General features: G+C 40.5%; 24 protein-coding genes. 23 read left to right on the top strand and 1 reads right to left on the bottom strand.

All coding sequences use genetic code 11. The annotated features are described in order from the left end of the window. The first annotated feature begins 59 nt into the window (after nucleotides 1-59). Nucleotides 60-983: a Dyp-type peroxidase gene (locus tag B0169_RS00960; protein WP_077283817.1), complete on the top strand. Its 924-nt coding sequence runs from the start codon at nucleotides 60-62 to the stop codon at nucleotides 981-983. Between the two features lie 165 nt (nucleotides 984-1,148). Here the strand turns inward: B0169_RS00960 and argR are convergent, their stop codons facing one another. Next, nucleotides 1,149-1,622: a transcriptional regulator ArgR gene (argR, locus tag B0169_RS00955; protein ID WP_077283815.1), complete on the bottom strand. Its 474-nt coding sequence runs from the start codon at nucleotides 1,620-1,622 to the stop codon at nucleotides 1,149-1,151. 195 nt (nucleotides 1,623-1,817) lie between these two features. Here argR and mdh point away from each other — a divergent pair, with 195 nt between their 5' ends. From mdh to lpxC, 22 genes are all read left to right on the top strand, one after another. Next, a complete protein-coding gene (mdh, locus tag B0169_RS00950) occupies nucleotides 1,818-2,753 on the top strand; it encodes a malate dehydrogenase (RefSeq protein ID WP_077283813.1) in 936 nt (311 codons plus the stop codon). A gap of 172 nt (nucleotides 2,754-2,925) precedes the next feature. Further along, on the top strand, nucleotides 2,926-3,513 hold the full coding sequence (locus B0169_RS00945) for a hypothetical protein (protein ID WP_077283811.1): 588 nt from the start codon (nucleotides 2,926-2,928) through the stop codon (nucleotides 3,511-3,513). A gap of 148 nt (nucleotides 3,514-3,661) precedes the next feature. Continuing rightward, nucleotides 3,662-4,135, top strand: a complete 474-nt coding sequence (locus B0169_RS00940; RefSeq protein WP_077283809.1) for a hypothetical protein — start codon at nucleotides 3,662-3,664, stop codon at nucleotides 4,133-4,135. Nucleotides 4,136-4,334: 199 nt separating this feature from the next. Further along, entirely contained in the window at nucleotides 4,335-5,348 is a 1,014-nt protein-coding gene (locus tag B0169_RS00935; RefSeq protein WP_077283807.1) for a Fe(3+) ABC transporter substrate-binding protein, read from the top strand. A gap of 24 nt (nucleotides 5,349-5,372) precedes the next feature. Further along, entirely contained in the window at nucleotides 5,373-7,001 is a 1,629-nt protein-coding gene (locus B0169_RS00930) for an ABC transporter permease (RefSeq protein WP_235838426.1), read from the top strand. Further along, a complete protein-coding gene (locus B0169_RS00925) occupies nucleotides 6,998-8,098 on the top strand; it encodes an ABC transporter ATP-binding protein (protein ID WP_077283805.1) in 1,101 nt (366 codons plus the stop codon). Before B0169_RS00930 ends, B0169_RS00925 begins: the two co-directional genes overlap by 4 nt. A gap of 275 nt (nucleotides 8,099-8,373) precedes the next feature. Continuing rightward, entirely contained in the window at nucleotides 8,374-8,832 is a 459-nt protein-coding gene (gene mraZ / locus B0169_RS00920; RefSeq protein ID WP_077283803.1) for a division/cell wall cluster transcriptional repressor MraZ, read from the top strand. Nucleotides 8,833-8,877: 45 nt separating this feature from the next. Continuing rightward, nucleotides 8,878-9,819 (top strand): 16S rRNA (cytosine(1402)-N(4))-methyltransferase RsmH, encoded by a 942-nt coding sequence (rsmH, locus tag B0169_RS00915; RefSeq protein ID WP_077283801.1) that lies wholly within the window; start codon nucleotides 8,878-8,880, stop codon nucleotides 9,817-9,819. 15 nt (nucleotides 9,820-9,834) lie between these two features. Further along, nucleotides 9,835-10,149, top strand: coding sequence for a cell division protein FtsL (ftsL, locus tag B0169_RS00910; RefSeq protein ID WP_077283799.1), 315 nt, complete (start codon nucleotides 9,835-9,837; stop codon nucleotides 10,147-10,149). A gap of 20 nt (nucleotides 10,150-10,169) precedes the next feature. Next, nucleotides 10,170-11,927, top strand: a complete 1,758-nt coding sequence (locus B0169_RS00905; RefSeq protein WP_077283797.1) for a peptidoglycan D,D-transpeptidase FtsI family protein — start codon at nucleotides 10,170-10,172, stop codon at nucleotides 11,925-11,927. After that, complete coding sequence (locus B0169_RS00900) at nucleotides 11,920-13,518, top strand: UDP-N-acetylmuramoyl-L-alanyl-D-glutamate--2,6-diaminopimelate ligase (protein WP_077283795.1); 1,599 nt, start codon at nucleotides 11,920-11,922, stop codon at nucleotides 13,516-13,518. Before B0169_RS00905 ends, B0169_RS00900 begins: the two co-directional genes overlap by 8 nt. Continuing rightward, the gene (locus B0169_RS00895) at nucleotides 13,515-14,915 is read left to right on the top strand and encodes a UDP-N-acetylmuramoyl-tripeptide--D-alanyl-D-alanine ligase (protein ID WP_077283792.1); all 1,401 of its coding nucleotides are present in this window, start codon (nucleotides 13,515-13,517) and stop codon (nucleotides 14,913-14,915) included. The genes B0169_RS00900 and B0169_RS00895 overlap by 4 nt, the downstream gene beginning before the upstream one ends. After that, entirely contained in the window at nucleotides 14,915-15,997 is a 1,083-nt protein-coding gene (mraY, locus tag B0169_RS00890; RefSeq protein WP_077283790.1) for a phospho-N-acetylmuramoyl-pentapeptide-transferase, read from the top strand. The genes B0169_RS00895 and mraY overlap by 1 nt, the downstream gene beginning before the upstream one ends. A gap of 10 nt (nucleotides 15,998-16,007) precedes the next feature. Continuing rightward, nucleotides 16,008-17,402 carry a UDP-N-acetylmuramoyl-L-alanine--D-glutamate ligase gene (gene murD / locus B0169_RS00885; RefSeq protein WP_235838425.1) on the top strand — a complete coding sequence of 465 codons (1,395 nt, stop codon included), beginning with the start codon at nucleotides 16,008-16,010 and terminating at the stop codon, nucleotides 17,400-17,402. Further along, nucleotides 17,402-18,664: a cell division protein FtsW gene (gene ftsW / locus B0169_RS00880; RefSeq protein WP_077283788.1), complete on the top strand. Its 1,263-nt coding sequence runs from the start codon at nucleotides 17,402-17,404 to the stop codon at nucleotides 18,662-18,664. Before murD ends, ftsW begins: the two co-directional genes overlap by 1 nt. Next, complete coding sequence (gene murG, locus B0169_RS00875; protein ID WP_077283786.1) at nucleotides 18,657-19,763, top strand: undecaprenyldiphospho-muramoylpentapeptide beta-N-acetylglucosaminyltransferase; 1,107 nt, start codon at nucleotides 18,657-18,659, stop codon at nucleotides 19,761-19,763. Before ftsW ends, murG begins: the two co-directional genes overlap by 8 nt. Before the next feature lie 8 nt (nucleotides 19,764-19,771). Next, nucleotides 19,772-21,232 carry a UDP-N-acetylmuramate--L-alanine ligase gene (gene murC / locus B0169_RS00870; protein ID WP_143323452.1) on the top strand — a complete coding sequence of 487 codons (1,461 nt, stop codon included), beginning with the start codon at nucleotides 19,772-19,774 and terminating at the stop codon, nucleotides 21,230-21,232. Continuing rightward, entirely contained in the window at nucleotides 21,229-22,164 is a 936-nt protein-coding gene (locus B0169_RS00865; protein ID WP_077283782.1) for a D-alanine--D-alanine ligase, read from the top strand. Before murC ends, B0169_RS00865 begins: the two co-directional genes overlap by 4 nt. A 3-nt stretch (nucleotides 22,165-22,167) precedes the next feature. Further along, nucleotides 22,168-22,947, top strand: coding sequence for a cell division protein FtsQ/DivIB (locus B0169_RS00860; protein WP_077283780.1), 780 nt, complete (start codon nucleotides 22,168-22,170; stop codon nucleotides 22,945-22,947). A gap of 5 nt (nucleotides 22,948-22,952) precedes the next feature. After that, nucleotides 22,953-24,188 carry a cell division protein FtsA gene (gene ftsA / locus B0169_RS00855; protein ID WP_077283778.1) on the top strand — a complete coding sequence of 412 codons (1,236 nt, stop codon included), beginning with the start codon at nucleotides 22,953-22,955 and terminating at the stop codon, nucleotides 24,186-24,188. Between the two features lie 80 nt (nucleotides 24,189-24,268). Continuing rightward, nucleotides 24,269-25,432: a cell division protein FtsZ gene (gene ftsZ / locus B0169_RS00850; RefSeq protein ID WP_077283776.1), complete on the top strand. Its 1,164-nt coding sequence runs from the start codon at nucleotides 24,269-24,271 to the stop codon at nucleotides 25,430-25,432. 137 nt (nucleotides 25,433-25,569) lie between these two features. Then, complete coding sequence (gene lpxC / locus B0169_RS00845; protein ID WP_077283774.1) at nucleotides 25,570-26,487, top strand: UDP-3-O-acyl-N-acetylglucosamine deacetylase; 918 nt, start codon at nucleotides 25,570-25,572, stop codon at nucleotides 26,485-26,487. Nucleotides 26,488-26,500: the final 13 nt, after the last annotated feature.

The raw sequence follows: 26,500 nt of genomic DNA, 5'->3' as shown, positions 1-26,500 counted from the left end.
TTAGCAATAAAATGTGTAAAATTAACGCATTAGTTAAATGTTTATAAGCGGATTTTGAAATGGCAAGAGAACAGTTTGGGGTATGCGCAGAGCCTAGCCTACACGGATATTATTTATTATTTAATGCCTTAGATGATAAAAATTTATTTTTACGTAAAGCACTTTCTCGTTTGCCTGCCTTATTTGATAAATATGCCGATCGTTTTTCAGAAGCTAATTTAGCTGGTGTTATTGCAATTGGTACGAACTTTTGGGATGAGCTATTTCCTCAAGCACGTCCTAAATATTTACGACAGTTTCCTGAAATGGCAGAAGAAGACTGTACGGCTCCGTCTAATAACTATGATCTATATATCGAAATTCGGGGCGATAGAGCAGATGTTAATCATATTGTTGCAACGAAAGTTTGTCAGCTATTGTCTGATAGTGTTGAATTAGTTGAGCAAGTGAGATCATTTCGATTTTTAGATGGTCGCGACCTCACTGGTTTTGTTGACGGTACCGAAAACCCTCAAGGACATCACCGTCGTCGAGTGGCCTTGGTTAACGAAGCAGAAGACCCTGAGTTTGCTGCCGGTAGTTATTTACATATTCAACGATACCGACATAATTTAAACTTATGGAACTCTTTGGCAGTAAAAGACCAAGAAGATATTTTTTCACGTACAAAAGTGAACAATGAAGAATATTCAGAAGAGAATAAAGCGCCCACTTCGCATATTAAACGCGTTAACCTCAAAGACAGTGAAGGAAATAGCCTTGAAATTTTGCGCCAGAGTATGCCTTACGGTGACATGAAACTACAAGGCTTGTTTTTTGTATCTTATTGCCATTCACCAGAGCCTTTTGAGCTGATGCTTAAAAGCATGATCACCGGTGATGCTCACGGGCACAGCGACCATATGCTTAAATATACGCAAGCCGAAACTGGTGCAGCTTTTTTTGTGCCGAGTTTAAATATTTTAGCTAAGCTTGGTGAGTAGCAAAACACTGGTGTTATCGTTATCGCCACAAGGTTGGTTTTTAAGGTATTTGAGTGCGCTATGCTCATAGAACATCTTTTATTAAGGTTTGTTTGTGCCTTAAAAATTGATGTCACAATGAGCATGACTGGTGTAAACCGCCAGTGTTTTAAGTAGGTTACCTGTTTAGCTTAAGTTTTTTAGAAAAAGCGCTTCAAGCTTAGCAATAGTTTGTTTGATTTCTTTTACGTCGGTTGGGGCGATAAAAATAGTGTCGTCACCGGCAATCGTACCAAGTACGCCATCACTTTTACTGACACTATCGAGCAGGCGTGCAATTAACTGAGCAGCACCTGGACTTGTTCGAATAATAATCATCACATCGTTATGTTCGATATCTAGCACCAGCTGCTTTAAAGGGCTTTTAGCTGTTGGCATACCAAGTTCTGCAGGCAGGCAATAAACCATTTCTTGACGAGCGTTACGTGTTCGTACCGCACCAAACTTACTGAGCATACGCGATACTTTTGACTGACTAATGTTATCAAAACCTTGAGACTTTAGTGCATCAGCAATATCTCCTTGTGAGCTAAATTGCTCTTGTTTTAATAAATCTTTGAATGCTTGTACTAAAGCTTCTTGCTTTTTTTGTCCGCTCATAAATAAGTTCGCTGTTTAATGGCTATTTTTATCGATTATTGTTGGTTTGTAATACCTAAGTATTATTCCACAATTTTTATTATACGTTATCCTTATAAGCCAATACAGGTTAATAATCATTGTTTTTTGGCCACTTATGCTATATCTTTTGGCCGACAAATTATTACGTAATTACTCAAATTTCGGAGACATCAAATGAAAGTTGCTGTGCTAGGCGCTGCTGGTGGTATCGGCCAAGCGTTATCTTTACTATTAAAAACTCAATTACCTGCCGGTTCTGAGCTATCTTTATATGACGTTGCGCCAGTTGTTCCAGGTGTTGCTGTTGATTTATCACACATCCCTACTGCTGTAACAGTTGCTGGCTTTGGTGCTGACGATTTAGCTGCTGCGCTTTCTGGTGCTGATATTGTTATCATTCCAGCGGGCATGCCACGTAAGCCTGGTATGGACCGTGCAGATTTATTTGCTGTTAATGCTGGTATCATTAAAACATTGGCGGAAGGTATTGTTGCTAACTGTCCAAAAGCATTAGTGGGTATTATTACTAACCCTGTAAATGGTACTGTGCCAATTGTTGCTGAAGTATTCAAAAAAGCGGGTACCTACGATAAAAACCGTGTTTTCGGTGTAACAACACTTGATGTTATTCGTTCTGAAGCGTTTATTGCTGAATTGAAAGGCTTGAATGTAAGTGACGTTAAAGTACCGGTAATTGGTGGCCATTCAGGCACAACAATTTTACCATTGCTTTCACAAGTTGAAGGTGCAACTTTCTCTGATGAAGAAGTAGCCGCTTTAACACCTCGTATTCAAAATGCGGGTACAGAAGTAGTAAATGCTAAAGCTGGTGGTGGTTCTGCAACACTTTCAATGGGTGCTGCTGCTGCTCGTTTTTGTCTATCTTTAGTTAAAGGTTTACAAGGCGAAGATGTTGTTGATTACGCTTACGTGGAAGTTGAAGGTGGCGATGCGCCATACTTTGCTCATCCAGTGCGTTTAGGTGTTAACGGTATTGCTGAAATTTTACCATACGGTGAGTTAAGTGCTTTTGAAGAAAAAGCAAAAAATGACATGCTTGCAACACTAAAAGCAGACATTCAAGAAGGTGTTGATTTTATCAACGGTTAATCTAGCTGTATTGTTTGTTTTAAAAACCGCGTTTAACGCGGTTTTTTATTGTCTAAATTTTCTTGAAGCCGTTACTATGTCAGCAGTGTACTAGCGGCTGTTGCTTTAGTCGTTTATAGCAAAGGCTAAAATGAAAGCTCAATAGGCCTTAGTTTTATCAAAAGGAAGCGTAATGACAACTGAAAACAACCAACGATGGCAACTCATTCGTGAAAGTATCAAATTTCAAATAAAACTAATTTTAGATGCAGGCAGAGATCTAATACTTAGTCCCGTAGCTATTATTTGCACTGTACTCGATTTATCAAAAGATAATAGTAAGGATGAAGGTCACTTTCAGCGCTTAATGCTATGGGGTCATAGTACGGATCATTGGTTAAACTTATTTGGCGATTTACCTGCAGATAAAAAGCCAAGCTCAGCTGAGTCTGCCGGCAATAATGAGCATGAGGAAAGTCAAAACGGCACTGAAAATGATGGTGATGAAGCCGTACCTGAAAATGCCAGTGTCATTAAAAATCAAGTCGATGAAAACTTAGACAAGCTGTTTAGTAAAATTGAACTGCTGCTTGATGAACAGCCCCAAGAAGGTAGACTCACAGCCGTTGCCAAGCAAAAAATAACAGACTATTTATCAGTACTTAATTCAAAAGGTCAAGAAAACACTAGCCTAGATAGTGCCTCTACTGCTGAGACAAAACTGCCAATATCGCAAGTTAATGAAAAAGAGTCTAACAATAAAAACAGTACGTTGGATTAAATTTATACGATTTTTCAGCCGTGTTCTCGCTTGATATTTCGATGTTAAAGTTAACTTGAGGGTAACTTTTATCTTCTGGCAAGACAAAATAGTAATTATATCGAGATGTGGGTAAAATGTAGATTATCTCATTGATTATGACTGCAATATGACACAGCCCCTTGATTACCAAACTACATTTATATTAGATAAATCTCATTTTAATGAATGTTATGAAGAGTCGGTACAAACAGCAACGTTTGCTCGTTTATATGGCAAAGGTTTAGCACTACTGATTGTTGGCACAAGCTTAGTACTCTTTTCAGAGCTCAACCCTTATGCTGCATGGTTTATTTTCTCTCTTGGTGTACTGGAACTTATTAGTACTCGCTATAAAAAAGCGTGGTGGGTTGCCCGTCAAATGTTAAGTAAAGTCGCTAAAGCGGAAGTTACCTTAAAAATGAATGCAGACTACATTCATATTTCGTCATTTTACAATGACAATAAAATGTTATTTAACGATATTGAACAGATAGTGCCAACAGCAAATGGCTGGCTCATCACTCATAACTCAGTTCGTCATTATATTGCTAATCGCTGTCTTTCAGAGCCGGCAATAGCATTCTTACAATCTAAAGCTTAAAATATATCGACTACTTGGTTATTATCTGTAGTCAACCGTTCAGACCGTGAAAGATATCGAGGCTTGAGTAGCCGTTGATAATATCATCTTAACTTAAAGTTAAATGAGAATAATTCTCAAAAACCTTGACAGTTATAAATATCTTCATTAGTCTGGCGGAAAATTTAGTAATCTCTTTTCTGACTGTTTAGGCGGCTTAATGTTAAATAAAATCTGGTTTATTAGTTTTGTTTTTATCACACTCTTAACTGCAAGTACTCATGTTGCAGCAAATGCTGAGGTGAATGTTTATTCTTATCGACAACCATTTTTAGTTAAACCACTTTTTGATGAGTTTACTAAAGAAACAGGGATTAAAGTTAACGTTGTTTTTGCCAAGAAAGGTATGGCTGAGCGTTTAGCTCGTGAAGGTGAGTATAGTCCTGCAGATATTTTATTAACCACTGATATTAGCCGTTTGATTGAGTTACATGATAAAGGGCTTTTACAGGCGGCAACCTCGGCTGAAATGACTTCAGCGATCCCTGCGCAATATAGAGCGTCAGACGATACTTGGTACGCACTAACTACACGTGTTCGTAATATTTATTCTGCTAAACGCTTAGGCAAAATAGATTTTAATTATGAAGATCTTGCAGATAAAAAATGGCAAGGAAAAATTTGTACTCGCAGTGGTAAGCATCCTTATAATGTGGCGTTAGTTGCATCTATGATTGCAGAGCATGGCGAAGCAGACACGCTAACCTGGCTAGAAAAAGTGAAAGCTAATTTGGCACGTAAGCCACAAGGCAGTGATCGCGCGCAAGTACAAGCCATTCACCAAAACTTATGCGATCTCTCATTAGGTAATAGTTATTACTTTGGTAATATGTTGAAAGATGAGAAGCAAAAAGTCTGGGCTGATGCGGTTTATATTAACTTTCCAAATCAAAATAATCGCGGTGCTCATGTTAATATTTCTGGTATGGCGATGGCCAAATATGCTCCTAACCAAAGCAACGCTTTAGCGTTAATGAACTTTTTAGTTTCAGAGCCTGCACAAAAAATGTATGCAGAAACAAACATGGAATATCCGGTACGCCCGGGCGTTGAGCCGTCAAAATTAGTAAAATCTTGGGGGCAGTTTAAAGCTGACAACTTGTCACTAGAAACTATTGCTCAGCAACGCAAAGCTGCGTTAATTTTATTAGATAAGGCGCAGTTTGATTTATAACTCTTTCTCTTAAGGCTTAGCCTTGTGATCATTGGAAATAAAAATACCAGCTGGAAATTTTTCAGCTGGTTTTTTGCTTTTGCATTGATGTTGCCCGTTGTTGTCATGCTACTGGGTAGCCTTAATGCCGCTAGCGATTTATTTAGCCATTTGTGGGCTACGGTATTACCAGAATATATCAGCAACACTCTTGTGTTAGGTGTTTTGGTTGCACTGTTATCCTTATGCTTTGGCGTTCCTGCGGCTGCTATCATCAGTCAAACTAATATCGTTATGGGCAAACAACTGCGTTGGTTGCTGATGCTGCCTTTAGCCATGCCGGCATATTTGGTGGCATATTTATATACCGATCTATTTGATTATGCTGGTCCAGTGCAGCGCTCGTTGCGAACATGGTTTGATTGGCAATCTCCCAATGATTATTACTTTTTTGATATCCGAACGATGGGCGGTGCAGCCATCGTGATAGCTTTAGTGCTATTTCCTTATGTCTACATGCTGACCCGTACGGCTTTTGAACAACAAGATCGAAATTTATTACGCGCAAGCCGATTATTAGGTTGTTCAGAGCGACAAAGTTTTTATCAAATAGCATTACCATTAGCTCGACCTGCAATTGCCGTGTCATTGGCATTAGTCATAATGGAAACACTCGCTGACTTTGCAACTGTTCAATACTTTGCTGTTAATACGTTAACTACGGCAATTTATGACACTTGGTTAGGTTATAGTGACTTTGCAGCGGCCAATGCACTTGCCAGTGTTTTAATGTTGTTTATTTTATTTGTTGTTGTTGCTGAACAACGAGCTAGAGCAGGGCAGCGTCATCAATCAAGCCGACCTAACACTCAACAGCAACGAAAAAAACTCTCTTTTACGCAACAAGTTATCGCCAGTTTGTTTTGTTGGTTTTTAGTTTTTGCCGGTTTCTTATTACCGGTGGTATTGTTACTAGTCATGGCGTTTGATTATGCGGATCAACAACAATTTTTAGCCTTAATTGAGACTGGAAAAAATAGCATAGAAATAGCGACTTACAGCGCGACTATCGCGACGTTAATTGCTTTGATATTGACATTATTTCAACGTTTACATCAAAGCCGTGGCCGAATGCTACCGTTACAAATTTCAGGTTTTGGTTATGCTATTCCAGGCACTGTACTAGCAATGGCAATGTTGGCGACTTTTGGGCCTATCGATCATGGCATCAATGATCTAGCTAAAATATTAGGTTTTACTGCCCCTGGTTTAATATTGTCAGGTACGGTGTTCGCTATCGTTTTTGCCTTTGTAGTGCGGTTTTCAGCTATTGCTAATGGTACGCTCAGTGCTGGACTTGGTCAGATCCCTCGTTCACTTGATTTAGCACCGGCAAGCCTAGGTGTAAAAACCTTACCTGCGCTTTTACGTGTGCACTTACCGTTATTAAAATCATCTATTCTTGTGGCTTGGCTATTAGTTTTTGTTGAAGCGATGAAAGAGTTACCGGCAGTATTGCTTTTAAGGCCATTTAACTTTGAAACTTTAAGCACACAAATATATCAGCTTATTTCTGATGAACGGCTAGAGCAAGGGGCACTCGGCGCTATTTTAATCGTGTTATTTGGCTTATTGCCTATTATTTTGCTTAATCGCCAAAAGGACAATCCGTGAACGCACATATTACCATCGAAAATTTAGCGGTTGAACTTCAATCAAAGCTGATTTTATCGCAAGTTGACTTATCACTGGCAAAAGGAGAAATATTAGGGCTTGTTGGGCCAAGTGGCTGTGGTAAAACCACACTATTAAATACTTTAGCTGGTTTTATTGGGCAAAGTAGCGGGAATATTAATATAAATACCGCAGAAAAAGTCATCAACGTTAGTCTTGAAAATATGCTGCCGGCGGAAGCACGTAATATTGGTATGATATTTCAAGATTACGCTTTGTTTCCACACCTAAGCGTGACTGAAAATATTTGTTTCGGTTTGAAAAAAATTTCCAAAGTAGAGCAAAAGTCTCGTTGTGCAGAGTTATTAAGCTTATTGGAGTTAACTGACTTTGCTGATCGCTACCCGCATCAATTATCTGGCGGTCAGCAACAACGGGTTGCTATTGCTCGTGCTTTAGCACCACGACCAAGCTTATTATTACTTGATGAGCCTTTTTCAAATATTGACGCGAGATTGCGTCATGAACTAATGATTGAGATCAGGCAGCTATTAAAGCGACTCGATATGACGGCCATTTTTGTTACCCACAATAAAGATGAAGTATTTACCTTTGCCGATACAATAGCGGTTATGCACCAAGGTAAAATATTACAGGTAGGATCGCCGACAGAAGTTTGTCAGCTACCTAATAGCTGGCAAGTTGCTGACTTTTTACAATTAGGCAGTTGGTTGCCTGTGGTATTTTCCCGTCAGGATACACAGTCTAAAGTTTTGAGCTTAATTGGCGAATTAGACCTTGATAGCATTATTAATCGAGATCGCTATGATGATACAAGTACAACAAACTTTCAGTTGCTAGTGAAAGCAGCAGATATCGAATTAGCTCAACAACAACCGAGCAATGCTATTATTGAACACATTGGTGTTACCGAGCAAGGTTACCGGTATATATTAAGCAGTATTAAAAAAGACTCAGCACTGGCATTCTCACAGGTCAGTTTTTATAGCCAAGAACTGTTCGTTTTAGGTGCCGAATTAGCCATTCAGTTAAAGCCTCAACATTTCCTGTTATACCCAACTATTGCTCATCAGTAGTTCGGGTAAAAGTAACACCCGTGTCGCTAATTTGTGACAGATAACCCGAGTTTTGGCGTAAAATATTTAATTTTATCGCCATAATTGGGTGGCAGATCCACAAAAGCCCACAAATTCATCCACTTCCCTCAAAGCCTTTATTTTATAGGCGCTCAGCGTGATCAAATTACAAAAACTTTGCTTGACATAAGTTTGCTTTACTCTCTAAACTGTATGATTGTGGGATAAAGTGGGAAATAGTGGATCAAAAGTGATCCCAAACAATAAGTTGAACTATGTACAGAGGCACTAGCGCAATAACGCTCGACAGCAAAAATAGGATCACGATACCAACAAGGTATCGCGAAGAGCTATTTGCCGATTGCCAAGGAAAAATGGTCTGTACGGTTGATATTCAACATCCATGCTTATTGTTATATCCACTGCCTGAATGGGAAGAAATAGAATTAAAGCTTTGTGGTTTGTCGAGTATGAATCCACAAGAGCGACTATTACAGCAAGTGCTATTAGGTAACGCTTCAGATTGTGAAATTGATAAAAGCGGTCGTTTATTAATAAATGGTCCATTACGCCAACATGCAGGGTTAGAAAAAAACTTGATGTTGGTTGGGCAATTAAGAAAATTTGAAATTTGGAGCGATAGTGCTTGGCAAGCGCAAATGCAACAAGGCATTGCGAAAATACAGTCGGGTGAAATAGAGCTGACAGACCGCTTACTTGATTTATCCTTGTGATAACTCGTTGAATGATAATAACTAAATGGCGTTTATAAATTTATAATGCAACACGATAATGCACATATTTCAGTACTGCTTGAAGAGTCAATCGCAGGGCTCGCGATAAAACCAGAGGGTATTTATATCGACTGTACTTTTGGTCGTGGTGGACATTCAGGTTTAATTCTTGAAAAGCTTGCTTCAAATGGTCGCTTGATTGCCATTGATAGAGATCCTACAGCAATAGCCGCAGCAGAAAAGTATGCCGATGATGAGCGTTTTATTATCGAGCATCATGGCTTTGCTGACTTACAAATGATTGCTGAAAAACACCAGTTGGTTGAAAAAGTCGATGGTATTTTATTGGATCTAGGTGTGTCGTCGCCACAACTTGACGAAGCTGAACGTGGTTTCAGCTTTATGAAAGATGGCCCGCTTGATATGCGTATGGATACTACGCGTGGACAAACTGCAGCTCAGTGGCTTGCAGTGGCTGATGTCGAAGATATTACCTGGGTGTTACGAACTTTTGGCGAAGAAAAACATGCTTGGCGTATCGCTAATGCCATTGTCGATGAACGTGAAGTTAATCCATTAACACGCACCGGACAATTAGCACAATTAATTAAAAAAACTGCGCCACAAAGAGAAATTAAAAAACATCCAGCTACGCGCAGCTTCCAAGCTATTCGCATGTATATCAACAGTGAATTAGAACAAATTGAAAAAGCTTTAGCAGCGTCTTTATCTGTACTTGCGACCGATGGTCGTTTAGTGGTGATTAGTTTTCATTCACTTGAAGATCGCTTAGTAAAACAGTTTATGAAAAAAAATTCGCAAGGTAAAAAAGTGCCACGAGGCATGCCAATTAGCGAAGCAGAATTAAATAAAGGTAAGAATTTAAGTTTAGTTGGACGTAAGTTGAAACCAAGCAAAGGTGAAGTTGAAGAAAATGTCCGTTCTCGCAGCTCGGTACTTCGTGTTGCGCAAAGGCTAGCGCGTTAATTACGGTGCTTTAGTATGGCAACCAAGAAAGTAGTGTTAGTACTTGATATTTGGCAGGATATTCGACGTCATCTTGCCATTTATGGCATTTTATTATTGGTATTACTATCAGCGTTTTCAGTTATTTACTTTACTCACTTAAATCGACAAACCACCAGTAAAATTGAAGTGTTATTAACAGAACGTGATGGCTTAGAAAACGAATGGCGTAATTTATTGTTAGAGCAAAATAGTTTGGCAGAACATAGTGCCATCGAAAGTAACGCAGAGAAGCAACTGAATATGACAAGACCAGATGCCAGCTCAGAAATTATTATTAAATTACCATAAGTTTTAGCACGAGTAGGGCTATGAAAAAACCAGCACAATATAATCCAAACACGGTAGCATGGCGTTTTTACGTTGTGCTAGGTGCTGTTGTGCTGATTTATGCTGGTTTAATGGCTCGTACAGCGTATATTCAAGTATTTGAACCTGACATGCTGAAAAAGCAGGGTGATAACCGTTCGCTTCGCACCAATACAAAAACGGTACAACGGGGATCTATCGTTGACCGTAATGGTCATGAATTAGCGATAAGTGTACCAGTTGAAACCGTTTGGGCAGATCCTAAAATTATCTTTGATAGCAATGCTTTATCTATGAAAAAGCATTGGCAAGCTTTGGCTGATGTATTAGGTCAAGACGTTAAAAAACTGCAAGTAAGAATCACTAAAAACCCGACTAAACGTTTTGTTTATATCGAGCGTAAAGTGGCACCTGCGATGGCTAACTATATTCGTGAACTAAAAATTCCTGGTATTCATCTTCGTAAAGAATCAAAACGTTTTTATCCCGCTGGTGAAATAAGTGCACATGTCGTTGGTTTCACAAATGTTGATGACAAAGGTATTGAAGGCATTGAGCGTGTTTATGATCAACTACTGACTGGTGTAGATGGTGAGAAAAAATATCGTAAAGATGCCAAAGGTCGAAAAATAGAAATACTATCAGTAAAAGCATCTACGCCACCTGAAAATATTACTTTAAGCATAGATCAACGCATCCAAGCTCTTGCTTATCGTGAGTTAAAGGGCGCGGTGAAAGCTTTTAAAGCGACCTCAGGTTCGGCAGTGGTCACCAATGTAAATACAGGTGAAGTGCTGGCATTGGTTAATAGTCCATCATATAACCCAAATAACCGTGCTGGTGTTGCTATTCATCGTTTTCGTAATCGCGCTATTACTGACATATATGAGCCGGGTTCTACGATGAAGCCACTAACCGTATTAACGGCTTTAGAATTTGGCAGTGTAGAGAAAGATAGCATAATTGATACTTATCCAGGTTGGATGCGTTTAGGTGGCAGTCGTGTTTCCGACCCGCGATACCTTGGTAAAATCACCTTGGCTGAGCTATTGGTACACTCTTCAAACATGGGTACGACTAAGTTGGCATTATCGGTACCAAAAGACTATTTAATTGATAAGTTTTTTGATGCCGGCTTCTCGGAAGATACAGGTACGGGCTTGGTTGGTGAAAGTTCGGGTATGATGCATGATCGAGCTCGTTGGTCAAAATTTGAATTGGCCACTTTGTCTTGGGGCCATGGTGTGGCAATCACGCCGATCCAACTCGCCCGTTTTTATACCATATTAGCTAATGGTGGTATTAAAACACCATTAACGATTTTAAAACAAGATCCCAAAAATCTAGCGAAGAAAAACGATGAACGTATTTTTTCAGCTGAACATAGCCAAAATGTAGTAGAAATGTTGGAGCATGTTGTCAATGAGCACTATACCGTTGCAAAGGTTGACGGTTACCGAGTTGGTGGTAAAAGTGGTACGGCAATTAAAGCCTTTGCTGGTGGTTATGGTAACGATTATGTTGGCTTATTTGCTGGTGTTGCACCTGTTTCTGATCCTGAAATTGCCGTGGTGGTGGTGATTGATGACCCCGGTGGCGATTTATATCACGGTGGTGAAGTTGCCGCGCCAGTTTTCTCCCGCATTATGAAAGGAGCGCTGCGGCTACTTAATGTGCCGCCAGATGCTAATACCAAAGTAACCGCTGTAACGGCAGCGCCAGAAAACACCAAAGTAGCCAAGGAGCGTGACCATGTTTGATCACGCTTTACGCGTTTCTAATCAACCAAGAAATTTTGCTGCCATTGAAGCGGTATTAAAACTGGCGGGTATTCGTTTAAATCCCATCGACTTGATTGAACTTAAGGCTAAATTTTCTCAACAGCATCAGCCCGATACTATTACTGCTGATTTGGTTAATGACACTCGAGCAATTAAGCCAGGTGATGTATTTTGTGCCGTTATTGGTAGTTTACGTGACGGACGTGAATATATCGCCCAAGCGCTTGCCGCCAATTGTTCAATGATAATACAAGAAACAACAGAGCCTTCAGCTCATGGACAAGTATCTTGGGTGCAGAAAACTGGCACACAAGCTATCGCGATATTGAATTATTTCAATTTGAATCAAGATTTATTTAATGTTGCTAAAGCATTTTATGGTGCGCCTCAGCAGGCGATGAATGTTATTGGTATTACCGGCACTAATGGTAAAACCAGCACCAGTCAAATTATTGCTAATTTATTAGATTACTGTCAGAAAAACTGTGCCGTAATAGGTACTAATGGTGCTGGTAAGTTGAGCAACTTGCATAACATTGAAAATACCACACCTGGCGCAACTGAATTGCATCAGTTATTGGCGTCGTTTAATCAACAACAGATTACTGACGTTGCGATGGAGGTTTCATCTCATGCGTTAGCACAAAGGCGTGTCAGTGCCGCGTTATTTAACACCGCAGTATTTACTAATTTAACCCGTGATCATTTAGATTATCATCATACTATGTCGGCTTATGCTGATGCGAAAAAACAAATATTTACTGGTGATAGTCAGCAAGTTGCCATTATCAATGGTGATGACAGTCAAGGGCGCAATTGGCTCAAACATTGGCCTGAAGTTCAACCTGTTGTAGTTTATGGCCGCAGACAAGATATTAGCGCTTATCAGCGTTTTGTTCAGGCAGTTAATGTAAAACATCATATTGACGGTGTTAGTTTTACGCTAAACACCGAGCGAGGCCAGTGCCAAATTCGTAGCCAGTTATTAGGTGACTTTAATGTTGACAACCTCCTTGCCGCTATTGCGGTATTAATGATTGAAAACATTGAGCTGGCGAACATTGCGAACGCTATTAAGCAACTTGTGCCGATTATTGGCCGTATGGAAGCTTTTTCATCAGCGGGTAAACCGACAGCCGTTGTTGACTATGCCCATACCCCTGATGCTTTGGCGAGTGCTTTAGATGCTTGCCGTTTACATTGTCAGGGGCAGCTTTGGGTAGTTTTTGGCTGTGGCGGCGACCGTGATGTTGGCAAACGTGCCTTGATGGCAAAGGTTGCTGAAGAAAAAGCCGATCAGCTAATTATTACCAATGACAATCCGCGTAGTGAAGCACCTGAAGCAATAGCTGGCGATATAATGTCAGGTTTGCGTCAGCCTGAACGTGCTAAAAAAATATTAGATAGAAAGAGCGCGATATTAAGCGCATTACAAAATGCACAGCCTAATGACGTTATTCTTTGTGCCGGTAAAGGCCATGAAGATTACATCATTATGGGAACTGAAAAGCATCATTATGATGAACGCGCTGTAGTCAGCGGATTTTATACAACAGAGGTGGTGCTATGATCGCGCTAACGTTAACTGAGCTGACTCAAGCTATTGATGGCCAATTGTTTGGCGAAAATTCAACCATAGATGCTATCAGCACAGACAGTCGTGCTTTAAATGCTGGCGATGTTTTTTTAGCGTTGCAAGGACCAAATTTTGATGGTCATAAATTTGTTCAGCAAGCTGCTGAGCAAGGCTGTAGCGCTGTTATTGTGCAACAATTTTATGATGAGATTGCAATTGCACAAGTGGTCGTTGCCGATACACATCAAGCCTTAGGTCAAATTGCCGCGTATGTGAAAGCAAAAGTTGCCCCAAAAACGGTTGCAATCACCGGTAGTAGTGGCAAAACCACGGTAAAAGAAATGGTTGCCGCTGTGTTAAGTCGTTTAGGTAGTGTTTTAGCAACCCAAGGTAATTTTAATAATGATATTGGTGTGCCGCTTACCTTATTGCGTTTAGAAGAAAAGCATGACTTTGCTGTTGTTGAGTTAGGTGCAAACCACATTGGTGAAATTGCCTATACCTCAGGCTTAGTAAAACCAGATGTTGCCATTATTAACAATATTGCTGCTGCACACTTAGAAGGCTTTGGCGACTTATGTGGTGTTGCTCGCGCTAAAGGTGAAATTTTTTCAGGGTTAAGTGCTGGTGGTGTTGCTATATTTGCTGCAAATAATCCATGGCTTGATAAATGGCAATGGCGCTTAGCTGATAAAAAAGTACAACACTTTTCTTGTGAAGAAACTGCCGATTGCTATAGCCATCAGGAAGTTTTAGATGATAACGGTTGTGCAAGTTTTAAACTAACTACGCCAATAGGCAGTACCTATATTGAGCTGACAGTACCAGGTCATCATAACGTTTGTAATGCGGTGGCAGCGGCAGCTATTGCCTTGGAATTTGGAGCAAGTTTAGATGATATTCGTTTGGGCTTAGCTGAAATGGCGGCAGTTAAAGGGCGTTTGAATTTATATCAACTGCAGCAAAACCTTAGATTAATTGATGATAGTTATAACGCCAATGTTGAGTCAATTAATGCAGCATCAGACCTTTTAGCCAGTTACCCAGGACGCAGAGTACTTATTCTTGGCGATATGGGCGAGCTGGGTAGTGAAGCGCGTCGTTATCATCAAGAAGTTGGTGAGCATGCAAAAAGTAAAAATATCGACGACCTTTTGACCTTAGGTGTGCTAAGTCGAAATACTTCAGATGCTTTTTATCAGGGCAAGGATAGACAAGATCTTCATTTTGGCAATAAAGAGGCGTTAATGTCGCGATTACAGCAAATGCTGCAAGGTGAAGATCAGCAAGTGACAATTTTAGTTAAAGGTTCGCGCAGTGCTCATATGGAATACGTAGTGGCTGATATTATTCAATGGCAAAACAGTCTAACACTGCAGGAGCAGGCATAATGTTACTTTGGTTAGGTGAGTATCTTACTCAATATTATTCATTCTTTAATGTTTTTTCGTATTTAACATTTAGGGCCATTATTTCAACGCTTACCGCGTTAGTTATTTCGTTATATTTTGGCCCTAAATTAATTCGTGCTTTGCAAAAAATGCAGATAGGGCAAACTGTGCGAGATGATGGACCAGAAAGTCATTTGTCAAAATCTGGTACACCAACGATGGGCGGTTTATTAATTCTAGCCTCAATAGTGGCCAGTGTTTTGTTGTGGGCAGATTTAACCAATACCTATGTTTGGGTAGTATTATTTGTTGTTGTCAGTTTTGGTATTATTGGCTTTGTTGATGATTACCGTAAGGTTATTCGTAAAGATTCTAATGGTTTAATTGCTCGCTGGAAGTATTTTTGGCAAACCGTTGCTGGCTTAGCTACCGCAATATTTCTGTATCAATTTGCCCAAAGCCCAGAAGAAACCACCTTACTTATCCCATTTATTAAAGATGTCTTACCGCAACTTGGTTTGCTTTATATCGGTTTGGTTTACTTTGTCATTGTTGGTACTAGCAACGCTGTTAATTTAACTGATGGGCTTGATGGACTTGCGATTGTGCCAACCATTATGGTGGCCGGTGCATTTGCTGTTTTTGCTTATATGACGGGTCATGCCAACTTTTCTGCGTATCTACATATACCTCATATTGCTTTAGCGAGTGAGTTAGTCATTGTATGTACCGCTATTGTTGGCGCAGGACTAGGCTTTTTATGGTTTAACACTTACCCTGCGCAAGTTTTTATGGGCGATGTTGGTTCATTGGCGTTAGGTGCAGCACTAGGTGTTATTGCGGTACTGGTTAGGCAAGAATTGGTGTTATTTATTATGGGCGGTGTTTTCGTGATCGAAACCCTTTCAGTTATCTTGCAAGTTGGCTCTTATAAGTTACGCGGACAACGAATTTTCCGCATGGCACCAATACATCATCATTACGAGTTAAAAGGTTGGCCTGAACCAAGAGTGATTGTCCGCTTTTGGATTATTTCTTTAGTGTTGGTACTGGTTGGGTTAGCAACCTTAAAGTTAAGGTAAAAATAGACGCGTGAATAAAGAACTGCAGCAGTCGGTAACGGCGCAATTAGCGAATAAACGCATCGTAATACTAGGTATTGGTATAACGGGGTTATCGTGTGCGCGCTTTTTACATCGTTACAAAATTTCATTTGCAGTGAATGATAGCCGTGCTATGCCAATTTCCCCAGGCGATTTCAAACATCAATTTGCTGATAATACATTAGTACTAGGCCATTGGGATCAAGCGTTGATTGCACAAGCTGATGTCTTGATTGTTAGTCCTGGCATTGATATTGCTGAAAGCGAGATTGATAAGGCGATCTCCAAACATTGTGATGTTATTGGTGATATTGAGCTTTTTTGTCGTTTAAGTGATACCCCTATATTAGCGGTTACTGGCTCGAACGGTAAATCGACAGTAGTTTCTATGCTTCATTATGTTGGTAATGACTTGGGCTATTGCGTGCAGTTAGGCGGAAATATTGGTTTGCCAGTATTAGACCAAATAGATAAAGTGCAGGCAGATTTTATTGTTTTAGAGTTATCGAGCTTTCAACTTGAAACCGTGAAAAGCATGAAAGCGTTGGCTGCTACTGTATTGAATTTAAGTGATGATCATTTAGATCGTCATAAGACGTTGGCAAATTATGGTGCAATTAAGCAAAGCATTTATCAAAACTGCACCTATGCCATTTTTAACCGCAACGATCTCGCGACACAGCCAAACGCAATTTATGCACAAAGCTCGCACTTAAGCTTTGGTATTGACCCAGCTCAATCAGGTGATTTTGGTCTCGCTACTGTACATGATGAAAGTTACTTAATGTATGGTGAGCAAGCTTTGTGTGCTTTGGCTCAGCTACCATTACAAGGTATTCATAATGCCTTAAACTATCTTGCTGTATTGGCGTTAGGAAAATCTGCTGGTTGGGATTTGAACGCTATGTTAGCGAGTTTAATGGCTTTTAAAGGTTTAGCGCATCGTTGTGAAGTGATTGAAAGTAATGACGGTATTCGCTGGGTTAATGATTCGAAGGCAACCAATGTTGGTGCTACTTTGGCGGCCATTGAAGGCTTATCGCCAACCCTTAAAGGTAATAAGTTAATTTTAATTGCGGGTGGAGACGGTAAGGGCGCTGATTTTTCACCGCTGAGTCAGGCTTTAACGCAGCAAGTAGATTATTTAATTACGCTAGGCAAAGACGGTCGTGCTATTGCTTCTTTAAGGGCTGATCAACAGGCAGATAAAACAACGCATGTTGATTCATTATCAGCTGCAGTAGCGCTTGCTAGAACACAAGCTCATTTAGGTGACATGGTTTTACTCTCTCCCGCCTGTGCCAGCTTAGACATGTTTGCTAATTATGTTGAGCGTGGTGTGGTGTTTATCAAATCAGTGCTAATGCAAAAGGAAGGCAATTAATGTCAGTATCTTTTGCTAATTTTTCGCAATGGGCTTTACCGCAATGGTTACAAGCTGATACTAAAGCTGTAGCCACTTTTGACCGTAGCTATGTAGCACTGGCACTGAGCATGTATATGATTGGTTTAGTGATGGTGGCTAGTTCATCAATGCCAATAGCTGAGCGATTATTTGATAATCCATTCCATTTTGTCATTCGTCATATGATCTACATTGTTTTGAGTTTAGGAGTTGCGGCTCTGGCATTACAAATACCGATGAGTCGTTGGCATCAATATAGTGGCAACTTGCTGTTATTGGGAATAGCCCTACTTGTGGTGGTATTACTCATTGGTCGCAATGTTAATGGCTCTACACGCTGGATTGCCATTGGCCCGATAACTATTCAAGCAGCCGAGCCAGCAAAATTATTTTTCTTTTGTTATCTATCAGCCTATTTGGTTAGGCGTCGTGATGAGGTGATGGAAAATATCAAAGGCTTTGCTAAGCCTTTGGTGGTTTTTGGTGTTTTAGGTGGTTTGCTATTACTGCAACCAGATTTAGGCACTATTATCGTGATGTTTGTTACCACCTTTGGCTTGCTATTTTTAGCCGGTGCGAAGTTATGGCAGTTTATTGCCATTGCAGGGGTTGGTATTAGTTTGCTGTCGATGTTGGCGTATTTATCGCCTTATCGTTGGGCTCGTGTTACTGGCTTTCTTGACCCGTGGAAAGATCCCTTTGGCAGTGGTTATCAGTTAACCCAGTCATTGATGGCTTATGGGCGCGGTGAAACGTTTGGGCAAGGTTTAGGCAATAGCGTTCAAAAATTAGAATATTTGCCTGAGGCACATACTGATTTTGTCATGGCCGTGTTAGCAGAAGAGTTTGGTTTTGTCGGCATTAGCGTTATTCTGCTGCTAAGTATGACCTTGGTTTTTAAAGCTTTGTTACTCGGTAGAAAGGCGGTTAACCAAGAAAAATATTTTGAAGGTTTTTTTGCTTACGCTATTGGGATTTGGTTTTGCTTTCAAGCCGCTGTAAATATTGGTGCGAGTGCGGGGATAGTGCCTACTAAAGGCTTAACTATGCCATTAATCAGTTACGGCGGCAGCTCAATGATAATTATGACAATTGCGCTGGTAATTTTAATTCGTATCGATCATGAAATTAGATTACAAAGCATACAAGCGACAAGCAGAACCACAGCAACCAATAAAAATAGTAAAAAGAAACGAAATAAAGTGAAGAAAACAGAACTTATCGAGGGTGAAAATGACTGAACAAACAAGTCATGCAGTAAAGCGCCCGACACTACTAGTGATGGCGGGCGGTACGGGTGGCCATATATTTCCGGGCATTGCTGTCGCGGAAGCATTAGTAAAACAAGGTTGGAACATACATTGGCTTGGTACTGCTGAGCGTATGGAAGCTGAACTTGTGCCAAAAAGTGGTTATCCGATTTCATTTATCAATATTGCCGGTATCCGCAACAAAAATTGGCAAACATGGCTAAAAACGCCGTTTAAAATACTGCAATCTGTACTGCAATCTATACGTGTGCTACGTGAAGTTAAACCCGATGTGGTCCTAGGAATGGGCGGTTATGCTAGTGCGCCTGGAGGTGTTGCTGCATGGTTATTACGTATTCCGTTAGTTTTACATGAGCAAAATGCAGTTGCAGGGATGAGTAATCGTTTTCTTTCACATTTTGCGACTAAAACCTTAAGTGCTTTTCCTGGCGCTTTTAGTAAAAGAGTAACGCCAGAGGTAGTTGGAAACCCATTACGTAGCGATATTATTGCCATTGAAAATGTGATGCCAGAACAGCCGGCGACCAGTAAAAAAGTGTTAGTGGTTGGTGGTAGTTTAGGGGCAAAAATTTTAAATGATGTTGTGCCACAAGCGATGAAGCAGATCAAAGTGCAAAGTATTGATGTTTGGCATCAAACCGGTGGTGGTAATGAACAAACAGTACTAAAAAGTTATCAAGACTATGGCTTGCCGGAAGAAAAAGTAAAAGTAACCGAGTTTATTGATAATATGGCCGAGGCATATCAATGGGCTGATGTGGTGATTTGTCGTGCTGGTGCGTTGACCGTTTCTGAGTTGGCAATGGCAGCCAAACCCGCGATATTCGTACCTTTACCGCATGCTGTTGATGATCATCAAACCAAAAATGCTATGTACTTGGTTAATTGTGGTGCTGCAAAGTTAATCACACAAAAAGAGTTCAATGGTACAACCTTAGGGCAAATGTTAAATAGCTTGTTTATATCAGACAAAGTGGTTCAACAGATGTCTAAAGCTGCACATAATGCTGCGCATGCAGATGCAACCAAACGTGTTGCCAATGCTTGTATAGAGGTTGCACAACAATGAGTAGAGAAATGACGACAGAAAAGAACAGCGATACAACTTTAGATAATGCTAATAATAGGGTGCCTGAAATGCGCCGTGTTAAAACCATCCACTTTGTCGGTATTGGTGGCGCTGGTATGGGCGGTATTGCAGAAGTATTACTCAATGAAGGCTATCAAATTACCGGTTCAGATATTGGTGAAAATCCAGTAGTTAAGCGCTTGAGTGCTTTAGGGGCAAAAGTAACTATTGGTCATCATCAAGACAATGTGATTGGTGCTAGTGTTATTGTAGTTTCAACAGCAATCAATGCTGAAAATCCAGAGCTTGCTGCGGCACACCAACAGCGTATTCCTGTCGTACGTCGTGCTGAAATGTTAGCTGAATTAATGCGTTTTCGTCATGGTATTGCTATTGCGGGTACCCATGGAAAAACTACCACAACTAGCCTTATTGCCAGTATTTTCGCGCAAGCTAAGTTAGATCCAACCTTCGTTATTGGTGGCTTACTTAATAGCGCAGGCACTAATGCACGATTAGGCAGTAGCCGTTATTTAATTGCTGAAGCGGATGAAAGTGATGCTTCGTTTTTACATTTACAGCCTATGGTTTCGGTGATCACTAACATTGATGAAGATCACATGGAAACTTATCAAGGTGATTTTGAAAAGCTTAAAGATACCTATATCGAGTTTTTGCACAATTTACCTTTCTATGGCTTAGCTGTGGTGTGTTTAGATAACCCAGTTGTGCGAGAAATACTGCCACGTATAAGTCGCCAAGTGATCACTTATGGCTTTGCTGAAGATGCAGATGTTAGAGCAACACAGTATCAACAATCAGGCGGCATAAGCTCATTTGTTGTTGAACGTGATGGTAGCGAGCCTTTGCCAATTAGCGTCAATTTACCTGGACAACATAATGTGTTGAATGCTTTAGCCGGGGTTGCAGTCGCTGTTGATGAAGGGGTAGCCGATAGTGCTATTCAGCAAGCATTACAAAATTTTGCCGGCATTGGCCGACGTTTTGAAACCTTAGCAACATTGGCCACCACCCATGGTGAAATGTTATTAATTGACGATTACGGCCATCATCCAACAGAAGTAAAAGCGACAATTTCTGCCATGCGTAAAGGCTGGCCTGAAAAAAGATTAGTTATGGTGTTTCAACCTCATAGGTACTCACGTACACGTGATCTATATGAAGACTTTGTCGAAGTTCTTTCAGAAGTTGACTGCTTATTTTTACTTGACGTATATGCCGCAGGTGAAACAGTGATAGCGAATGCCGACAGTAAAAGTTTAGCGCGAAGTATCCGTCAACGAGGTCAAATTGAGCCTATTTATGTCAGTGATACAGAAAAATTAGCAGAACTGATGGCAGCACAATTACAAGATGGTGACATGGTGATCACTCAGGGAGCTGGCAATATTGGTGCTATTGCACGTAATTTAGCGGCAGATGAAAAATTGATGGTAACAACACGATGAAAGCTTTGATCGAACAAAAACTGGCAGTTTTATATGGTGGTACATCCGCAGAAAGAGCGGTATCACTTAACTCGGGTAAAGCAATAGCTAAAGGTTTAAGAGAAGCGGGCTTTAATGTTCAGCTAATTGATACACAAGACTATTGTTTAAGTGATTTAGCGACACTTGACATTGATCGTGTTTTTATTGCTTTGCATGGTCGTGGTGGTGAAGACGGTTGTGTGCAAGGTGCTCTGCAATATATGAACATTCCGTACACCGGATCAGATGTGCTTGGCTCGGCGCTTTCTATGGATAAAATTCGCAGTAAGCAAGTGTTTCAAGCCTTAAACTTGCCAACAGCGGCTTTTGCTATTGTCAATAAAACGGAGTATCAAACCGGAGATGCGGATAAAATATTACAACAATTAGGCGATGTTGTGATGGTAAAACCGGCAAATGAAGGCTCAAGTATTGGCATGTCGAAAGCCAATAATGCTGAAGAGTTAGATCAAGCCCTAATTGCCGCCTTTGAGTATGACCATCAAATATTAGTTGAAGCTTGGATTCAAGGTCCTGAATATACCGTGGCAATTTTAGGGCAAACGCCTTTGCCCGTTATTCATATGGAAACTCCGCATGATTTTTATGACTATGATGCCAAATATATGTCGACCAGTACGCAATATCATTGTCCATGCTCATTATCGAAAGCCGACGAGACAGAATTGCAATCTATCGCATTAAAAGCATTTAATGCCACAGGCGCAAAAGGTTGGGGAAGGGTTGATGTCATGCGTAACACTCAAGGTCAGTGGCAGCTATTAGAAGTGAATACGGTACCCGGTATGACCGAAACCTCACTTGTACCTAAAGCGGCAAAAGTACATGGCTTAAGTTTTAGTGAGTTAGTGACAGAAATTGTTGCTATTAGTGCGCAAGGCAGCTTGTAAACTATGGCAGAGGCAACAGAAAAGCAGCTGCCATTAAAAGACGAGGTGGCAAATTTACACTGGTCATTTTGGCTCGGTGTTACGTTTTTTGTTGCTGTTATTGTTGCCATTTTGTTATTTGGAATATTTTTAAATAAACGCTTAAGTGCTGAAGAGTCAGCACCGGTTACATCAATTGCTATTGCGGGCGAAATGCCGTATACCACGCGTTTAGATATTGAAAGCGCGATAGAAAAAGTAAATTTGGGTAACTTTTTCAACTTGGATGTTAATGATGTCCAACAGAAAGTGGCTAAGTTGCCTTGGGTATATTCGGTTTCAGTACGAAAAAAATGGCCCGATGAATTAAAAATTTATGTGGTAGATCAAAAGCCTATTGCTCATTGGAATGGTGATTTTTTGATTAATGAAAATGGCAAAGCATTTCAGGCAGACGTAAACCGTTTATCTGATAAGCTACCGGCATTTTACGGCCCAGAAGGTAGTGAAAAAATAGCCTTAGAAAACTTTAGAAATTTGAATAAATTGCTGGATTTTAGTCAGTTAAGTATCGATGAATTAGTGCTGTCGGAGCGTTTTGCATGGCAGCTTATTTTAGATGATGGTGTAACGATTAATTTAGGACGCGATAACCGCGTTGAACGCATTCAGCGGTTTATGGATGTTTATCCACAGATAAAATTGAACACTAAGCAAGGTCAACAAGTTGATTATGTTGATCTGAGATATGATACCGGTTTAGCCGTTGGTTGGAAAACCGCGGACAATAAAGAAAGAGTTTAACCTTAATGTCAAAAGTAACTGAAAGAAATTTAGTAGTTGGATTAGATATTGGAACGTCAAAAATTTCAGTAGCTGTTGGTGAGATCACACCTGATAATCAGCTCAGTATTGTTGGTGTCGGTAATCAGCCTGCTCGTGGCATGGATAAAGGTGGTGTTAATGACCTTAACTTGGTTATTCAATCCATTCAGCGTGCGATTAACGAAGCTGAATTAATGGCAGACTGCCATATTACTTCAGTTTACCTTGGCATTTCAGGCAAGCATATCAGTTGTCAAAATGAAAACGGTATGGTGCCAATTAATGATAAAGAGGTGATGCAGGATGATGTCGATAACGTTATTCATACTGCCCGCTCTGTCCCTATTTCAGCAGAGCGACGCATGTTACATGTGTTACCACAAGAATATAGCATTGACTGTCAAGACGGTATAAAAAGCCCTATCGGCATGTCAGGTGTGCGTATGGAAGCCAAAGTACATATTGTCACCTGCGCGAATGATATGGCAAAAAATATTGTTAAGTGTGTTGAGCGTTGTGACCTAAAAGCCGACCAATTAATATTTTCGGCGCTGGCGTCTAGTTATGCAATTTTGACTGATGATGAAAAAGAACTCGGTATCTGTGTTGTTGATATGGGCGCAGGCACTATGGATATTGCGGTGTTTACCGGTGGTGCGCTTCGTCATACTGCTGTTATTCCAGTTGCCGGAAACCAAGTCACTAGTGATATTGCTAAAATTTTCCGTACGCCATTAAGCCATGCTGAAGAAATTAAAGTACAGTACGCCTGCGCGTTACGCCAAATGGTTAGTATGGAAGAAAATATTGAAGTACCCAGTGTTGGCGGGCGTCCAGCACGTTCGATGTCACGCCATACTTTAGCGGAAGTTGTTGAGCCTAGGTATCAAGAATTATTTGAACTGATCCAAGAAGAATTACGTGAATGTGGTTTAGAAGATCAAATTGCCGCAGGTTACGTTTTAACTGGTGGTACCGCTAAAATGGAAGGCGTAGTTGAGTTTGCTGAAGAAGTATTTCAAATGCCAGCACGAGTTGCTCAACCGTCAGATATCTGTGGATTGAAAGAGTATGTGAACGACCCAACATACTCTACTGTTGTCGGCTTGTTGCACTATGGCATGCAAGCGAATCAACAGCAAAGTAATGAAAAAAAGAAAAGTGAGTCAGTCGGAAGTATCGGCTCAAGAGTGCTTGCTTGGTTTAAAGGTGAATTTTAATTAGCGATTTTAGTCACTAATTAAAAAGTATAAAAGAGTTTTGGTGGAACAAAACGTATTAAAAATCGGAGATAATAAAAATGTTTGAATTAATGGAAGATCACAACGCAGAAGCAGTCATCAAAGTTATTGGTGTCGGTGGCGGGGGCGGAAACGCGGTAGAGCATATGGTGTCACAAACCATTGAGGGTGTTGAGTTTATTACTGCTAACACCGACTCACAAGCACTACGTAATTCAGCAGCGAATGTTACTTTGCAACTTGGCCATGACGTGACTAAAGGCCTTGGGGCTGGGGCGAACCCTGAAATTGGTCGCCGAAGCGCAGAAGAAGACCGAGAAACTATCAAAGAGACACTGCAAGGTGCTGATATGGTTTTTATTGCTGCGGGCATGGGTGGAGGAACCGGTACCGGTGCTGCGCCAGTCGTTGCAGAAATAGCCAAAGAAATGGGGATTTTAACGGTTGCAGTAGTAACCAAACCATTTCCTTTTGAAGGCAAAAAACGTATGAATTATGCGGATCAAGGCATCGAGTTTTTAGCAAAAAATGTTGATTCTTTGATCACTATCCCGAACGAAAAACTATTGAAAGTACTTGGGCCTGGCACAAGCTTATTAGATGCTTTTAAAGCAGCGAATAATGTTTTATTAGGTGCTGTGCAAGGTATTGCGGAACTTATTACTCGCCCTGGACTCATAAACGTTGATTTCGCCGATGTTAGAACCGTCATGTCTGAAATGGGCACAGCGATGATGGGATCTGGCACTGCATCAGGGCCTGATCGTGCAGAAGAAGCTGCAGAAGCTGCTATTTCAAGCCCACTACTTGAAGATGTTGATTTAGCTGGAGCGCGCGGTATTTTAGTTAATATCACTGCCGGAATGGATATTAGCATTGATGAGTTTGAGACTGTTGGTAATGCGGTTAAAGCTTTCTCATCTGAAAATGCTACGGTTGTTGTCGGTGCTGTTATTGACCCTGAAATGACAGAAGAATTACGAGTAACTGTAGTGGCAACAGGTATTGGCGCAGAACGTAAACCAGATATTACTTTAGTGAACCCAGCACCTGTAGCCGAGCCACAAGTTGTAGGTGGTGACTATATTCCTAGCGCACAACCTGAAATGTCTGCAAATCCTGTCACTATGCCAGAAGCAAATGCTCAAGCGCAGAAAGTTGCAGCGACAGAGCTTGATGACTATTTAGATATTCCTGCATTTTTACGTAAACAAGCGGACTAAAATATCGTCGAAGCGTTAGCTATGCAATACTAAAAATGTTGGTTTTTTGATTTTGTTAGGCTTTTTTGTTATATTACGTCTCCGCTTATTTCGGCGGCGATTTACTAGTGCAAAATATAGGCTTAAGAAGGCTATTTATGATTAAACAACGTACGTTAAAAGAAAGTGTCTCTGCTATTGGTGTAGGGTTACACAAAGGTGAAAAGGTGCAGATTACTCTCCGTCCTGCGCCTGCTAACACCGGTATTATTTTTCGCCGAGTTGATTTAGATCCCGTTGTCGATATTCCAGCGACGCCGGAAGCTGTTGGTGAAACGACTTTGTGTACGTGTTTAGTGAATGAGCAAGGTGTTCAGATTTCCACCGTCGAACATTTGCTCTCTGCTGTTGCAGGTTTAGGTATTGATAACCTGATTGTTGAGGTTGACTCACCTGAAATTCCAATCATGGATGGTAGTGCTTTACCGTTTGTTTATTTAATTCAATCAGTAGGTATTGAAACTTCAAATGTTGCTAAACGCTTTTTACGTATTACTAAAGCTATTCGCGTAGACGAAGGTGATAAGTGGGCAGAATTAAAGCCTTATGAAGGCTTTAGAGTTAATTTCGCTATTGAATTTGAACACCCGGTTATTGCGAATACTTGTCAAACGATGAGTATGGACCTCTCGAGTAGCTCATTTATCAAAGAAATTAGTCGTGCTCGCACCTTTGGTTTTATGAAGGACATTGAGTTTTTGCGTTCGCATAACCTTGCCTTAGGCGGTAGCTTGGAAAACGCTATTGTTTTAGATGAATATCGAATGCTCAACAAAGATGATCTTCGTTACGACGACGAGTTTGTTAAGCATAAAATATTGGATGCGATTGGCGACTTGTATATGAGTGGTGTCAGTATTTTAGGCGAGCTAAATGCATTTAAATCAGGTCATGGCCTTAATAACATGCTGCTACGTGAAGTATTTAAACAAGTGGATTGTTGGGAATGGGTAACGTATGAAGATACCGTTGAATCTCCGATTCAATTCCAAGAAATTAGTGCAACAGCATTTTAGTATGATTGAGTCG

The organism is Cognaticolwellia aestuarii, from assembly GCF_002000025.1.
Classification (GTDB): domain Bacteria; phylum Pseudomonadota; class Gammaproteobacteria; order Enterobacterales; family Alteromonadaceae; genus Cognaticolwellia; species Cognaticolwellia aestuarii.
Note: the sequence above shows the minus strand (reverse complement) of the source record. Positions and strands in the feature narration are given on the sequence as shown.

Excerpts from the sequence above, each read along its gene's own strand:
- B0169_RS00960 (WP_077283817.1), top strand. The coding sequence starts at position 60 with ATGGCAAGAGAACAGTTTGGGGTATGCGCAGAGCCTAGCCTACACGGA.
- argR (WP_077283815.1), bottom strand. The coding sequence starts at position 1,622 with ATGAGCGGACAAAAAAAGCAAGAAGCTTTAGTACAAGCATTCAAAGAT.
- mdh (WP_077283813.1), top strand. The coding sequence starts at position 1,818 with ATGAAAGTTGCTGTGCTAGGCGCTGCTGGTGGTATCGGCCAAGCGTTA.
- B0169_RS00945 (WP_077283811.1), top strand. The coding sequence starts at position 2,926 with ATGACAACTGAAAACAACCAACGATGGCAACTCATTCGTGAAAGTATC.
- B0169_RS00940 (WP_077283809.1), top strand. The coding sequence starts at position 3,662 with ATGACACAGCCCCTTGATTACCAAACTACATTTATATTAGATAAATCT.
- B0169_RS00935 (WP_077283807.1), top strand. The coding sequence starts at position 4,335 with ATGTTAAATAAAATCTGGTTTATTAGTTTTGTTTTTATCACACTCTTA.
- mraZ (WP_077283803.1), top strand. The coding sequence starts at position 8,374 with ATGTACAGAGGCACTAGCGCAATAACGCTCGACAGCAAAAATAGGATC.
- rsmH (WP_077283801.1), top strand. The coding sequence starts at position 8,878 with ATGCAACACGATAATGCACATATTTCAGTACTGCTTGAAGAGTCAATC.
- ftsL (WP_077283799.1), top strand. The coding sequence starts at position 9,835 with ATGGCAACCAAGAAAGTAGTGTTAGTACTTGATATTTGGCAGGATATT.
- B0169_RS00905 (WP_077283797.1), top strand. The coding sequence starts at position 10,170 with ATGAAAAAACCAGCACAATATAATCCAAACACGGTAGCATGGCGTTTT.
- B0169_RS00900 (WP_077283795.1), top strand. The coding sequence starts at position 11,920 with ATGTTTGATCACGCTTTACGCGTTTCTAATCAACCAAGAAATTTTGCT.
- B0169_RS00895 (WP_077283792.1), top strand. The coding sequence starts at position 13,515 with ATGATCGCGCTAACGTTAACTGAGCTGACTCAAGCTATTGATGGCCAA.
- mraY (WP_077283790.1), top strand. The coding sequence starts at position 14,915 with ATGTTACTTTGGTTAGGTGAGTATCTTACTCAATATTATTCATTCTTT.
- ftsW (WP_077283788.1), top strand. The coding sequence starts at position 17,402 with ATGTCAGTATCTTTTGCTAATTTTTCGCAATGGGCTTTACCGCAATGG.
- murG (WP_077283786.1), top strand. The coding sequence starts at position 18,657 with ATGACTGAACAAACAAGTCATGCAGTAAAGCGCCCGACACTACTAGTG.
- murC (WP_143323452.1), top strand. The coding sequence starts at position 19,772 with ATGACGACAGAAAAGAACAGCGATACAACTTTAGATAATGCTAATAAT.
- B0169_RS00865 (WP_077283782.1), top strand. The coding sequence starts at position 21,229 with ATGAAAGCTTTGATCGAACAAAAACTGGCAGTTTTATATGGTGGTACA.
- B0169_RS00860 (WP_077283780.1), top strand. The coding sequence starts at position 22,168 with ATGGCAGAGGCAACAGAAAAGCAGCTGCCATTAAAAGACGAGGTGGCA.
- ftsA (WP_077283778.1), top strand. The coding sequence starts at position 22,953 with ATGTCAAAAGTAACTGAAAGAAATTTAGTAGTTGGATTAGATATTGGA.
- ftsZ (WP_077283776.1), top strand. The coding sequence starts at position 24,269 with ATGTTTGAATTAATGGAAGATCACAACGCAGAAGCAGTCATCAAAGTT.
- lpxC (WP_077283774.1), top strand. The coding sequence starts at position 25,570 with ATGATTAAACAACGTACGTTAAAAGAAAGTGTCTCTGCTATTGGTGTA.